This is a genomic window from Streptomyces sp. NPDC014864 (assembly GCF_043081525.1).
Classification (GTDB): Bacteria; Actinomycetota; Actinomycetes; order Streptomycetales; family Streptomycetaceae; genus Streptomyces.
In genome coordinates, this window is sequence record NZ_JBIBWT010000008.1 from 384,151 (window position 1) to 398,000 (window position 13,850).

The following is a 13,850-nucleotide window of genomic DNA, read 5'->3' on the forward strand; positions in this document are numbered from 1 at the left end:
CGCCCCGCCGCGCGCCCGCGTGCCCGAATCCTCCCGAATGAACTGCCTTACGGAGCCTGACAGATGCAGCGTCATCTCATCTCGGCCGCCGACCTCACCCGCGACGACGCCGTCCTGATCCTCGACACCGCCGAGGAGATGGCCCGGGTCGCCGACCGGCCGATCAAGAAACTGCCGACCCTGCGCGGCCGCACCGTCGTCAACCTCTTCTTCGAGGACTCCACCCGGACCCGGATCTCCTTCGAGGCCGCCGAGAAGCGGCTGTCCGCGGACGTCATCAACTTCACCGCCAAGGGCTCCAGCGTGTCCAAGGGCGAGTCCCTGAAGGACACCGCCCAGACCCTGGAGGCCATGGGCGTCGACGCCGTCGTCATCCGGCACGGCGCCTCCGGAGCCCCGTACCGCCTCGCCAACTCCGGGTGGATCGACGCCGCCGTCATCAACGCCGGCGACGGCACCCACCAGCACCCCACCCAGGCCCTGCTGGACGCCTTCACCATGCGCCGCCGCCTGGTCGGCCGGGACGCCGGGATCGGCCAGGACCTGTCCGGCAAGCGGATCACCATCGTCGGCGACATCCTGCACAGCCGGGTCGCCCGCTCCGACGTCGACCTGCTGCACACCCTCGGCGCCGAGGTCACCCTGGTCGCCCCGCCCACCCTGGTCCCGGTCGGTGTCGAGTCCTGGCCCTGCGAGGTGTCGTACGACCTCGACAGCACGCTTCCCAAGTCCGACGCGGTGATGATGCTGCGCGTCCAGCGCGAGCGGATGAACGCCGCCTTCTTCCCGACCGAGCGCGAGTACTCGCGGCGCTACGGTCTCGACGGCGACCGCATGGCGAAACTGCCCGAGCACGCCGTCGTGATGCACCCCGGCCCGATGGTCCGCGGCATGGAGATCACCGCCGAGGTCGCCGACTCCGAGCGCTGCACCGCCGTCGAGCAGGTCACCAACGGCGTCTCCATCCGGATGGCCGTGCTGTACCTGCTGCTCGGAGGGAACGAACCCGCCGTCACCCACACCCGCGTCACCGAGGAGAAGTAGCGACGATGAGCAAGATCCTGATCCGTGGTGCAAAGGTGCTCGGCGGCGACCCGCAGGACGTCCTGATCGACGGCGAGACGATCGCAGAGGTCGGAACCGGGCTGAGCGCCGAGGGCGCCGAGGTCGTCGAGGCGGACGGCAAGGTGCTCCTCCCCGGCCTGGTCGACCTGCACACCCATCTGCGCGAGCCCGGCCGGGAGGACTCCGAGACCGTCCTCACCGGTACGCGGGCGGCCGCCTCCGGCGGCTACACCGCCGTGTTCGCCATGGCCAACACCTTCCCGGTCGCCGACACCGCCGGTGTCGTCGAGCAGGTCTGGCGGCTGGGCCGGGAGCACGGCTACTGCGACGTGCAGCCCATCGGCGCCGTCACCGTCGGCCTGGAGGGCAGGAAGCTCGCCGAACTCGGCGCCATGCACGAGTCGGCCGCCGGGGTCACCGTCTTCTCCGACGACGGCAAGTGCGTCGACGACGCGGTGATCATGCGCCGGGCGCTGGAGTACGTGAAGGCCTTCGGCGGGGTTGTCGCCCAGCACGCGCAGGAGCCGCGGCTGACCGAGGGCGCCCAGATGAACGAGGGCGTCGTCTCCGCCGAGCTGGGCCTCGGCGGCTGGCCCGCCGTCGCCGAGGAGTCGATCATCGCCCGCGACGTCCTGCTCGCCGAGCACGTCGGGTCCCGGGTCCACATCTGCCACCTGTCGACCGCCGGGTCCGTCGAGATCGTCCGCTGGGCCAAGTCCCGCGGCATCGACGTCACCGCCGAGGTCACCCCGCACCACCTGCTGCTCACCGACGAACTGGTGCGCACCTACGACCCGGTCTACAAGGTCAACCCGCCGCTGCGCACCGAACGCGACGTGCACGCCCTGCGCGAGGCGCTCGCCGACGGCACGATCGACATCGTCGCCACCGACCACGCACCCCACCCGCACGAGGACAAGGACTGCGAGTGGGCCGCGGCCGCCATGGGCATGGTCGGCCTGGAGACCGCGCTGTCGGTGGTCCAGGAGACCATGGTCGACACCGGCCTGCTGGACTGGGCGGGCGTCGCCGACCGCATGTCCTTCGAGCCCGCCCGGATCGGCCGGGCCACCGGCCACGGCCGCCCCGTCTCGGCAGGTGAGCCCGCCAACCTCACGCTCGTCGACACGGCATACCGTGGGCAGGTGGACCCCGCGGGCTTCGCCTCGCGCAGCCGCAACACCCCGTACGAGGGACGCGAGCTGCCGGGCCGTGTCACCCACACGTGGCTCCGGGGCAAGGCCACGCTCGTCGACGGGAAGCTCACGTGACACCTGCACCTCTGCTCGCGGCCGGGCTCGCCACCGGGCTCGCAGCCGAAAGGAAGTCGGCCGCGGTCACCGACTGGGCCGCACGGCTCGGCTGGCTCGTCGGTCTCGCCCTCTTCGTCGCCCTCGTCTACTGGCTGATGCGCGAGGGCTGGAAATGGCGCGGCACCCTTCAGGGCGACCTGCCGGAGCTGCCGGGCGCGCCGGTGGAGCCCGGCGAGGCCAGACTGACCATGAGCGGGCGCTACCACGGCTCCACCACCGCCGGTCAGTGGCTGGACCGCATCGTGGCGCGCGGCCTGGGCACCCGAAGCCGGGCCGAGCTCACGCTGACGGACGCGGGACTGGACGTCGTACGCCCCGGGGCGACGGACTTCTTCGTCCCGGCGGAGCGGCTGCGCGGGGCCCGGCTCGACAAGGGCATCGCCGGCAAGGTCCTCACCGAGGGCGGCCTGCTGGTGGTGACCTGGGCGCACGGCGAGCGGCTGATCGACTCCGGGTTCCGCTCGGACCGCGCGGCCGAGCACACCGAGTGGGTCGCCGCACTCAACTCCATGACCGAGACGAACACCACGGAAGGCGCCGAACGATGACCACCTCCACCAGGGGAACCGGACACAGGGTTCCCGCCGTACTCGTCCTGGAGGACGGCCGGGTCTTCCGCGGCCGTGCCTACGGGGCCGTGGGGGAGACGTTCGGCGAGGCCGTGTTCTCCACCGGCATGACCGGCTACCAGGAGACCCTCACCGACCCGTCGTACCACCGCCAGGTCGTCGTGATGACCGCCCCGCACGTCGGCAACACCGGCGTCAACGACGAGGACCCCGAGTCGAAGCGGATCTGGGTCTCCGGCTACGTCGTGCGCGACCCCGCGCGCGTGCCGTCCAGCTGGCGCTCAGTGCGCTCCCTGGACGAGGAGCTCGCCGCGCAGAACGTGGTCGGCATCAGCGGCATCGACACCCGCGCCCTCACCCGCCATCTGCGCGAGCGCGGCGCCATGCGCGTCGGCATCTTCAGCGGCGACGCGATCGCCGACGACGCCGCGCTGCTGGCCCGCGTCCAGCAGGTGCCCGAGATGGTGGGCGCCGACCTGTCCGCGGAGGTGGCCACCGAGGAGGCCTACGTCGTCCCCGCGATCGGCGAGAAGAAGTACACCGTCGCCGCGATCGACCTCGGCATCAAGGGCATGACCCCGCACCGCATGGCCGAGCGCGGCATCGAGGTGCACGTGCTGCCCGCCACGGCCACGGTCGAGGACGTGTTCGCGGTCGCCCCCGACGGCGTGTTCTTCTCCAACGGGCCGGGCGACCCGGCCACCGCCGACCACCCCGTCTCCGTCATGCGGGGCGTCCTGGAGCGTGGCACGCCGCTGTTCGGCATCTGCTTCGGCAACCAGATCCTGGGCCGCGCGCTGGGCTTCGGCACCTACAAGCTCAAGTACGGCCACCGCGGCATCAACCAGCCGGTGCAGGACCGTACGACCGGCAAGGTCGAGGTCACCGCGCACAACCACGGCTTCGCCGTCGACGCCCCGACCGACCGGGTCTCCGACACCCCCTTCGGCCGCGCCGAGGTCTCCCACGTCTGCCTGAACGACAACGTGGTGGAGGGCCTCCAGCTCCTCGACCGGCCGGCCTTCAGCGTCCAGTACCACCCCGAAGCGGCCGCGGGCCCGCACGACGCCGCCTACCTGTTCGACCGCTTCGTCTCCCTGATGGAGGGCCAGCGTGCCTAAGCGCACCGATATCCAGTCCGTCCTGGTCATCGGCTCCGGCCCGATCGTGATCGGCCAGGCCGCCGAGTTCGACTACTCCGGCACCCAGGCGTGCCGCGTCCTGCGGGCCGAGGGCCTGAGGGTCGTCCTGGTCAACTCCAACCCGGCGACGATCATGACCGACCCGGAGATCGCCGACGCCACCTACGTCGAGCCGATCACCCCGGAATTCGTCGAGAAGATCATCGCCAAGGAGCGCCCCGACGCCCTGCTGCCCACCCTGGGCGGCCAGACGGCCCTCAACACGGCGATCTCGCTGCACGAGAACGGCGTCCTGGAGAAGTACGGCGTCGAGCTGATCGGCGCCAACGTCGAGGCCATCCACAAGGGCGAGGACCGCGACCGGTTCAAGGAGGTCGTGGAGGCCGTCCGGCGCAAGATCGGCCACGGCGAGTCCGCCCGCTCCGTGATCTGCCACACCATGGACGAGGTGCTGGCCGGCGTCGACGAGCTCGGCGGCTACCCGGTCGTCGTCCGCCCGTCCTTCACCATGGGCGGCGCCGGCTCCGGCTTCGCCCACGACGAGGACGAGCTGCGCCGTATCGCCGGCCAGGGCCTGACGCTCTCCCCGACCACCGAGGTGCTCCTGGAGGAGTCCATCCTCGGCTGGAAGGAGTACGAGCTGGAGCTGATGCGCGACAAGCACGACAACGTCGTGGTCGTCTGCTCCATCGAGAACTTCGACCCGATGGGCGTGCACACCGGCGACTCGATCACCGTCGCCCCGGCGATGACGCTGACCGACCGCGAGTACCAGGTCCTGCGCGACGTCGGCATCGCGGTCATCCGCGAGGTCGGCGTCGACACCGGCGGCTGCAACATCCAGTTCGCGGTGAACCCCGAGGACGGCCGGGTCATCGTCATCGAGATGAACCCGCGTGTGTCGCGCTCCTCGGCCCTCGCCTCCAAGGCGACCGGCTTCCCGATCGCCAAGATCGCCGCCAAGCTCGCCGTCGGCTACACCCTCGACGAGATCCCGAACGACATCACCCGGGAGACCCCGGCCTCCTTCGAGCCGACCCTCGACTACGTGGTCGTGAAGGCCCCGCGCTTCGCCTTCGAGAAGTTCCCGCAGGCCGACTCCACGCTGACCACGACCATGAAGTCGGTCGGCGAGGCCATGGCCATCGGCCGCAACTTCACCGAGGCCTTCCAGAAGGCGCTGCGCTCACTGGAGAAGAAGGGCAGCCAGTTCACCTTCGTCGGCGACGCCGGGGACAAGGACGAGCTGCTGCGCGAGTCCGTGCGGCCCACCGACGGCCGTATCAACACGGTCATGCAGGCGATCCGCGCCGGCGCCACGCCCGAGGAGGTCTTCGACTTCACGAAGATCGACCCGTGGTTCGTCGACCAGCTCTTCCTGATCAAGGAGATCGCGGACGAGCTGGCCGGGGCACCCGAACTCACCGCCGACCTGCTCGCCGAGGCCAAGCGGCACGGCTTCTCCGACCAGCAGATCGGCGAGATCCGCGGCCTGCGCGAGGACGTCGTACGCGAGGTCCGGCACGCGCTCGGCATCCGCCCGGTCTACAAGACGGTCGACACCTGCGCCGCCGAGTTCGCCGCGCGGACGCCGTACTTCTACTCCTCCTACGACGAGGAGACGGAGGTGGCCTCCCGCGAGAAGCCCGCGGTGATCATCCTGGGCTCCGGCCCCAACCGCATCGGCCAGGGCATCGAGTTCGACTACTCCTGCGTCCACGCCTCCTTCGCGCTGTCCGACGCCGGGTACGAGACCGTGATGGTCAACTGCAACCCGGAGACCGTCTCCACCGACTACGACACCTCCGACCGGCTGTACTTCGAGCCGCTCACGCTGGAGGACGTGCTGGAGATCGTCCACGCGGAGCAGCAGGCCGGGCCGATCGCCGGCGTCGTGGTCCAGCTCGGCGGCCAGACCCCGCTGGGACTCGCGCAGGCGCTCAAGGACAACGGCGTGCCGATCGTCGGCACGTCCCCCGAGGCGATCCACGCCGCCGAGGACCGCGGTGCCTTCGGCCGGGTCCTCGCGGAGGCGGCCCTGCCCGCCCCCAAGCACGGCACCGCCACCACCTTCGCCCAGGCCAAGGACATCGCCGACGAGATCGGCTACCCGGTCCTCGTGCGGCCGTCGTACGTCCTCGGCGGGCGCGGCATGGAGATCGTGTACGACGAGGCCCGCCTGGAGTCGTACATCGCCGAGTCGACCGAGATCAGCCCCTCGCGGCCGGTGCTCGTCGACCGGTTCCTCGACGACGCCATAGAGATCGACGTCGACGCGCTCTACGACGGCGAGGAGCTCTACCTCGGCGGCGTGATGGAGCACATCGAGGAGGCCGGCATCCACTCCGGCGACTCGGCGTGCGCGCTGCCGCCGATCACCCTCGGCGGGTTCGACATCAAGCGCCTGCGCGCCTCCACCGAGGGCATCGCCAAGGGTGTCGGCGTGCGCGGCCTGATCAACATCCAGTTCGCGCTGGCCGGTGACATCCTCTACGTCCTCGAGGCCAACCCGCGTGCCTCCCGCACCGTCCCCTTCACGTCGAAGGCGACCGCGGTGCCGCTGGCGAAGGCCGCCGCCCGGATCTCGCTGGGCGCGACCGTCGCCGAGCTGCGCGAGGAGGGCCTGCTGCCGAGGAACGGCGACGGCGGCACCATGCCGATGGACGCGCCGATCTCCGTCAAGGAGGCGGTCATGCCGTGGTCCCGCTTCCGGGACATCCAGGGGCGCGGCGTCGACACGGTCCTCGGCCCGGAGATGCGCTCCACCGGCGAGGTCATGGGCATCGACTCCGTCTTCGGCACGGCGTACGCCAAGTCTCAGGCGGGGGCGTACGGCCCGCTGCCCACCAAGGGCCGCGCCTTCATCTCGGTCGCCAACCGGGACAAGCGCTCGATGATCTTCCCGGCCCGCGAACTCGTCGCCCACGGCTTCGAGCTGCTCGCCACCTCCGGTACCGCCGAGGTCCTCAAGCGCAACGGCATCAACGCCACGGTCGTGCGCAAGCAGTCCGAGGGCACCGGCCCGAACGGCGAGCGGACCATCGTCCAGCTGATCCACGATGGCGAGGTCGACCTGATCGTCAACACCCCCTACGGCACCGGCGGCCGCCTCGACGGCTACGAGATCCGTACGGCGGCGGTGGCGCGCTCCGTGCCCTGCCTGACGACGGTCCAGGCGCTCGCCGCCGCGGTCCAGGGCATCGACGCCCTCAACCACGGCGACGTCGGCGTGCGCTCCCTCCAGGAACACGCGGAATTCCTGACCGCGGCCCGCGACTAGCAGCCCCGAGGGGGACACCGGAAACGGTGTCCCCCTCTTCATGAGGCTCTCCACTTCATGAGGCTCTCCACGAGGAAACCCACATGTACCAGCTCTTCTTCCGTCTGCTCTTCCGGCGGATGGACCCCGAAGCGGCCCACCACCTGGCCTTCCGCTGGATCCGCCTGGCCGCCCGGATCCCCGTGCTGCGCACGTTCGCCGCGGCCGTCCTGGCGCCCCGGTACAAGGAACTGCGCACCGAGGCCCTGGGGCTGCGGATGCACGGGCCGTTCGGGCTCGCCGCCGGCTTCGACAAGAACGCGGTCGGCATCGACGGCATGGCCATGCTCGGCTTCGACCACGTCGAGATCGGCACCGTGACCGGCGAGCCGCAGCCCGGCAACCCCAGGAAGCGGCTGTTCCGCCTGGTCGCGGACCGGGCGCTGATCAACCGCATGGGCTTCAACAACGAGGGCTCCCTCGCCGTCGCGGCCCGCCTGGCCTCGCGCACGCCCGTCTTCCGGACCGTCGTGGGCGTCAACATCGGCAAGACCAAGGTCGTCCCGGAGGAGGAGGCGGTCGGCGACTACGTGAAGTCGGCCGAGCGGCTGGCCCCGCACGCCGACTACCTGGTCGTCAACGTCTCCTCCCCGAACACCCCGGGCCTGCGCAACCTTCAGGCCACCGAGGCCCTGCGCCCGCTGCTGAGCGCGGTGCGCGAGGCCGCCGACCGTGCGGTGCCCGGCCGCCGGGTGCCGCTGCTGGTGAAGATCGCGCCCGACCTGGCCGACGAGGATGTCGACGCGGTCGCCGACCTCGCCGTGGAACTGGGTCTGGACGGCATCATCGCCACCAACACCACCATCGCGCGCGAGGGCCTCGGCCTGAGGTCCGACCCGGCGCTGGTGAAGGAGACCGGCGGTCTGTCCGGAGCGCCACTGAAGGCGCGCTCCCTCCAGGTGCTGCGGCGTCTCTACGCGCGCGTGGGGGACCGCATCACACTCGTCGGCGTGGGCGGCATCGAGGACGCCGAGGACGCCTGGCAGCGCATCCTGGCCGGCGCCACCCTGATCCAGGGCTACAGCGCCTTCATCTACCAGGGGCCCTTCTGGGGCCGGGCCATCCACAAGGGACTCGCCGCCCGCCTGCGCACCAGCCCGTACGCCACCCTCGCCGACGCGGTCGGCGCCGACGTCAGGAAGACGGAGAAGACGGCATGAGCCCGCTGGACCCCTTCGGCGCACGCCTGCGCCGCGCCATGGACGAACGCGGCCCGCTGTGCGTCGGCATCGACCCGCACGCCTCCCTGCTCACCCAGTGGGGACTGAACGACGACGTGGCCGGTCTGGAGCGGTTCAGCCGCACCGTGGTCGAGTCCCTGGCCGACCGGGTCGCCGTCCTGAAGCCGCAGATCGCCTTCTTCGAGCGCTTCGGCTCCCGGGGCCTGGCCGTTCTGGAGAAGTCGGTCGAGGAGGCGCGGGCGGCCGGCGCGCTGGTCCTGATGGACGCCAAGCGCGGCGACATCGGCTCCACCATGGCCGCCTACGCCGAGTCCTTCCTGCGCAAGGACGCCCCGCTGTTCTCCGACGCGCTGACCGTCTCGCCGTACCTCGGCTACGGCTCGCTGCGGCCCGCGGTCGAGCTGGCCCGGGAGAGTGGCACGGGCCTGTTCGTGCTGGCGCTGACCTCCAACCCCGAGGGCGGCGAGGTCCAGCACGCCGTACGGTCCGACGGCCGCAGCGTGGGGGCGACGATGCTCGCCCACCTCGCCGCGGAGAACGCGGGGGAGGAGCCCCTGGGGTCCTTCGGGGCGGTCGTGGGCGCCACGCTCGGCGACCTGTCGTCGTACGACCTCGGCATCCACGGGCCGCTCCTCGCGCCCGGGATCGGCGCCCAGGGCGCCACCCCGGCCGATCTCCCGCGGGTGTTCGGGTCCGCGGTGCGCAACGTGGTGCCGAACGTCAGCCGGGGTGTTCTTCGTCACGGTCCCGACGTGGTCGCGCTGCGCGACGCGGCGGAACGATTCGCGGAGGAGATCAGGGCCGCGGTGGCCACCGGCTGAGTCTCCCGGGAAGGGACCGGGGCCCCCTTGAGTCTGGATACATGCTCAAATCCAGGGCAGTATGTCCTAAATGTCCGCACTGACGGAGGCTGACCAGGACTTTTCCGCTGTTCTCGCTGACTCTGGCGGACTTGACCGCTAGTCTCCGTCGAGTGGGGGTGCCTCCCACGCCCTCCCAGGCAGTGGGGGAGAGTGAGCACGCGTGTTGCTCGCGGCTCCCCAGGTGTGGGGCGACTAGGTTCCTCACCGGTCCGTATCCGACAGTTCGACATCCGAGGTGACGTAGGCGTGGCTCTTCCGCCCCTTACCCCTGAACAGCGCGCAGCCGCGCTCGAAAAGGCCGCCGCGGCTCGCCGGGAGCGGGCCGAGGTCAAGAATCGACTCAAGCACTCCGGCGCCTCCCTGCACGAGGTCATCAAGCAGGGCCAGGAAAACGACGTCATCGGCAAGATGAAGGTTTCCGCCCTGCTCGAGTCCCTGCCGGGCGTGGGCAAGGTCCGCGCCAAGCAGATCATGGAGCGACTCGGCATCTCCGAGAGCCGCCGCGTGCGCGGCCTCGGCTCCAACCAGATCGCCTCCCTGGAGCGCGAGTTCGGCAGCACCGGATCCTGAGTCCCGGGCACCCCGGGATTGCTGGAATAATCGCTGCATGGCTGTAACACCCCGGGGGACGACCCCCGAGCCCCCGGACGCACGTCCGCGGCTGACCGTGCTCTCCGGCCCCTCCGGGGTCGGCAAGAGCACGGTCGTCGCTCATATGCGCAAGAAACACCCCGAGGTCTGGCTCTCGGTGTCGGCGACGACCCGCAAGCCCCGCCCCGGCGAGCAGCACGGAGTCCACTACTTCTTCGTCACCGACGACGAGATGGACAAGCTGATCGCCAACAGCGAGCTGCTCGAGTGGGCGGAGTTCGCCGGCCACCGCTACGGCACGCCGCGCGCCGCCGTGCTGGAGCACCTGGAGGCCGGGGTGCCGGTCCTCCTCGAGATCGACCTCCAGGGCGCGCGGCAGGTCCGCGAGTCGATGCCCGACAGCCGGCTCGTGTTCCTGGCCCCTCCCTCCTGGGAGGAGCTGGTGCGCCGGCTCACCGGCCGGGGCACCGAGCCGCCCGAGGTGATCGAACGCCGCCTGGCGGCCGCGAAGATCGAGCTGGCTGCCGAGCCGGAGTTCGACGAGACCCTGGTCAACACCTCCGTCGAGGACGTGGCGCGCGAGCTGCTAGCCTTGATGGACGTTGTGTGATCGTGACGGTCACAGTGACTGATTCTTTCCCATCCATCGGAAGGTAGAGCGTGTCCTCTTCCATCTCCGCGCCCGAGGGCATCATCAACCCGCCGATCGACGAGCTCCTCGAGGCCACCGACTCGAAGTACAGCCTCGTGATCTACGCGGCCAAGCGGGCCCGCCAGATCAACGCGTACTACTCGCAGCTCGGCGAGGGCCTCCTGGAGTACGTCGGTCCGCTCGTCGACACGCACGTCCACGAGAAGCCGCTCTCCATCGCCCTGCGCGAGATCAACGCGGGTCTGCTGACGTCCGAGGCCATCGAGGGCCCCGCGTAGCAGGTCGTGTGCGGATTGTCGTATCCGCGGACCGCAGCGGTTTTTTCCACAGGCCCGGCAGCGCGACTGTCGGGCCTGTGGTGTGTCATAGACGCGTGCGCCCGTCCCTGGCGCACGCGAGCCGAGTCCGGGAGAGACGGTGGACAAGCCGAAGGTCGTTCTGGGGGTCAGCGGCGGCATCGCCGCCTACAAGGCCTGTGAGCTGCTGCGCAGACTCACGGAGTCGGGCCACGACGTCCGCGTGGTCCCCACGGCCTCCGCGCTCCACTTCGTCGGCGCCGCCACCTGGTCGGCGCTGTCGGGCAACCCCGTCTCCACCGAGGTCTGGGACGACGTGCACGAGGTGCCGCACGTCCGCATCGGGCAGCACGCCGACCTGGTCGTCGTCGCCCCGGCCACGGCCGACATGCTGGCGAAGGCGGCCCACGGCCTCGCGGACGACCTGCTCACCAACACCCTGCTCACTGCCCGCTGCCCGGTGGTCTTCGCCCCGGCCATGCACACCGAGATGTGGGAGCACCCGGCCACCCAGGAGAACGTGGCGACACTGCGCGGCCGGGGCGCCGTCGTCGTCGAACCGGCCGTCGGCCGGCTGACCGGCGTCGACACCGGCAAGGGCCGGCTGCCCGATCCCACCGAGATCTTCGAGGTCTGCCGCCGGGTGCTCGCCCGCGGTGTCACGGAGCCCGACCTGAAGGGGCGGCACGTCGTCGTCAGCGCCGGCGGCACCCGCGAACCCCTCGACCCCGTCCGCTTCCTCGGCAACCGCTCCTCCGGCAAGCAGGGCTACGCCCTGGCGCGGACCGCGGCGGCCCGGGGCGCCCGCGTGACCCTGATCGCCGCGAACACCGGCCTGCCGGACCCGGCGGGCGTCGACGTCGTCCAGGTGGGGACGGCCGTGCAGATGCGCGAGGCGGTGCTGAAGGCGGCCGCGGACGCCGACGCGGTGGTCATGGCCGCCGCGGTCGCGGACTTCCGCCCCGTGGCGTACGCGGCCGGGAAGATCAAGAAGAAGGACGACCAGGAACCGGAACCCATCGCTCTGGTGCGGAATCCGGACATCCTCGCGGAGGTGTCGGCCGACCGGGCGCGACCCGGACAGGTGATCGTGGGCTTCGCCGCGGAGACCGACGACGTCCTTGCCAACGGGCGGACGAAGCTGGCCCGCAAGGGCTGTGACCTGCTCGTGGTGAACGAGGTGGGCGAGCGCAAGACCTTCGGCTCGGAGGAGAACGAGGCCGTGGTGCTGGCCGCCGACGGCGCCGAGACCCCGGTGCCGTACGGGCCGAAGGAGGCCCTGGCCGAAACCGTGTGGGACCTGGTGACGGCCCGGCTCGGCTGAATGTTTCATTCGCCTCGACGATCGCTCGAGCCGGGACTTTCGGTGCGTGGCGACTCTGGCCAAGCCCACCGGGCATTGGGCAGAATGCCCGTGCCGCAGGTCACAGCGTTCCCGAGAGACGAGACGGGTAGGCCCACGGCGGAGAGCGACCGATAAACTGTTCTCGGACGACCGGGCGCAGCCCCGTGCCGTCCGCCCATGATCAGCCAGCAGCCGCTGCAACCCCAGGGAGCGTTGTGTCCCGTCGCCTGTTCACCTCGGAGTCCGTGACCGAAGGTCACCCCGACAAGATCGCTGACCAGATCAGCGACACCATTCTCGACGCGCTTCTGCGGGAGGACCCGACCTCCCGGGTCGCCGTGGAGACGCTGATCACCACCGGCCTGGTGCACGTGGCCGGCGAGGTCACGACCAAGGCCTACGCGGACATCGCGACGCTGGTCCGGAACAAGATCCTCGAGATCGGCTACGACTCCTCCAAGAAGGGTTTCGACGGCGCCTCCTGCGGCGTGTCGGTGTCGATCGGCTCGCAGTCCCCGGACATCGCGCAGGGCGTCGACACCGCCTACGAGTCCCGGGTCGAGGGCGACGAGGACGAGCTGGACCGGCAGGGCGCGGGCGACCAGGGCCTGATGTTCGGGTACGCGACCGACGAGACGCCGACGCTGATGCCGCTGCCGATCTTCCTGGCGCACCGTCTGTCGAAGCGGCTGTCGGACGTGCGCAAGAACGGCACGATCCCCTACCTGCGCCCGGACGGCAAGACGCAGGTCACCATCGAGTACGACGGCGACAAGGCGGTCCGCCTGGACACCGTCGTGGTCTCCTCGCAGCACGCGTCCGACATCGACCTTGAGTCGCTGCTGGCGCCCGACATCCGCGAGTTCGTCGTGGAGGCGGAGCTGAAGGCGCTCCTGGAGGACGGCATCAAGCTGGACACCGAGGGCTACCGTCTGCTGGTGAACCCGACCGGCCGTTTCGAGATCGGCGGTCCGATGGGCGACGCGGGCCTGACCGGCCGCAAGATCATCATCGACACCTACGGCGGCATGGCCCGGCACGGCGGCGGCGCGTTCTCCGGCAAGGACCCGTCCAAGGTGGACCGCTCGGCGGCGTACGCGATGCGCTGGGTCGCGAAGAACGTCGTGGCGGCGGGTCTGGCCGCCCGCTGCGAGGTCCAGGTCGCCTACGCGATCGGCAAGGCCGAGCCGGTGGGCCTGTTCGTGGAGACCTTCGGCACCAACAAGGTCGAGACCGAGAAGATCGAGAAGGCGATCGAGGAGGTCTTCGACCTCCGCCCGGCCGCCATCATCCGCGCCCTGGACCTGCTGCGTCCCATCTACGCCGAGACCGCCGCGTACGGTCACTTCGGCCGCGAGCTGCCGGACTTCACCTGGGAGCGCACCGACCGCGTGGACGCCCTGCGCGCCGCGGTGGGCGTCTAGTAGTGCTTCGTTAGGTTCTGCTTCTGCTTCTGCGGCTGTTTCTGGGAAGGGTCCGGCCGCAGGTGGTGCAGGTGCCGGTCCAGCACCTCA

General features: G+C 70.6%; 12 protein-coding genes. All 12 read left to right on the plus strand.

Going from position 1 to position 13,850, the window contains the following annotated elements; all coding sequences use genetic code 11:
- Window positions 1-63: 63 nt before the first annotated feature.
- A complete protein-coding gene (locus ACF1A5_RS17960; protein ID WP_392193800.1) occupies window positions 64-1,044 on the plus strand; it encodes an aspartate carbamoyltransferase catalytic subunit in 981 nt (326 codons plus the stop codon).
- 5 nt (window positions 1,045-1,049) lie between these two features.
- Window positions 1,050-2,336 carry a dihydroorotase gene (locus ACF1A5_RS17965; protein ID WP_392193801.1) on the plus strand — a complete coding sequence of 429 codons (1,287 nt, stop codon included), beginning with the start codon at window positions 1,050-1,052 and terminating at the stop codon, window positions 2,334-2,336.
- Entirely contained in the window at window positions 2,333-2,926 is a 594-nt protein-coding gene (locus tag ACF1A5_RS17970; RefSeq protein WP_392193802.1) for a hypothetical protein, read from the plus strand. The genes ACF1A5_RS17965 and ACF1A5_RS17970 overlap by 4 nt, the downstream gene beginning before the upstream one ends.
- Window positions 2,923-4,068, plus strand: a complete 1,146-nt coding sequence (gene carA / locus ACF1A5_RS17975) for a glutamine-hydrolyzing carbamoyl-phosphate synthase small subunit (protein ID WP_392193803.1) — start codon at window positions 2,923-2,925, stop codon at window positions 4,066-4,068. Before ACF1A5_RS17970 ends, carA begins: the two co-directional genes overlap by 4 nt.
- Window positions 4,061-7,369 carry a carbamoyl-phosphate synthase large subunit gene (carB, locus tag ACF1A5_RS17980; protein WP_392193804.1) on the plus strand — a complete coding sequence of 1,103 codons (3,309 nt, stop codon included), beginning with the start codon at window positions 4,061-4,063 and terminating at the stop codon, window positions 7,367-7,369. The genes carA and carB overlap by 8 nt, the downstream gene beginning before the upstream one ends.
- An 83-nt stretch (window positions 7,370-7,452) precedes the next feature.
- On the plus strand, window positions 7,453-8,568 hold the full coding sequence (locus ACF1A5_RS17985; protein ID WP_392193805.1) for a quinone-dependent dihydroorotate dehydrogenase: 1,116 nt from the start codon (window positions 7,453-7,455) through the stop codon (window positions 8,566-8,568).
- Window positions 8,565-9,410, plus strand: coding sequence for an orotidine-5'-phosphate decarboxylase (gene pyrF / locus ACF1A5_RS17990; protein WP_392193806.1), 846 nt, complete (start codon window positions 8,565-8,567; stop codon window positions 9,408-9,410). Before ACF1A5_RS17985 ends, pyrF begins: the two co-directional genes overlap by 4 nt.
- Before the next feature lie 288 nt (window positions 9,411-9,698).
- The gene (locus ACF1A5_RS17995; RefSeq protein ID WP_003977346.1) at window positions 9,699-10,022 is read left to right on the plus strand and encodes an integration host factor; all 324 of its coding nucleotides are present in this window, start codon (window positions 9,699-9,701) and stop codon (window positions 10,020-10,022) included.
- Window positions 10,023-10,059: 37 nt separating this feature from the next.
- Window positions 10,060-10,653, plus strand: coding sequence for a guanylate kinase (gmk, locus tag ACF1A5_RS18000; RefSeq protein ID WP_392193807.1), 594 nt, complete (start codon window positions 10,060-10,062; stop codon window positions 10,651-10,653).
- Between the two features lie 50 nt (window positions 10,654-10,703).
- Window positions 10,704-10,973, plus strand: coding sequence for a DNA-directed RNA polymerase subunit omega (gene rpoZ, locus ACF1A5_RS18005; RefSeq protein ID WP_257547626.1), 270 nt, complete (start codon window positions 10,704-10,706; stop codon window positions 10,971-10,973).
- 139 nt (window positions 10,974-11,112) lie between these two features.
- Window positions 11,113-12,315, plus strand: a complete 1,203-nt coding sequence (gene coaBC / locus ACF1A5_RS18010) for a bifunctional phosphopantothenoylcysteine decarboxylase/phosphopantothenate--cysteine ligase CoaBC (RefSeq protein WP_392193808.1) — start codon at window positions 11,113-11,115, stop codon at window positions 12,313-12,315.
- Window positions 12,316-12,551: 236 nt separating this feature from the next.
- A complete protein-coding gene (gene metK, locus ACF1A5_RS18015; protein WP_392193809.1) occupies window positions 12,552-13,760 on the plus strand; it encodes a methionine adenosyltransferase in 1,209 nt (402 codons plus the stop codon).
- Window positions 13,761-13,850: the final 90 nt, after the last annotated feature.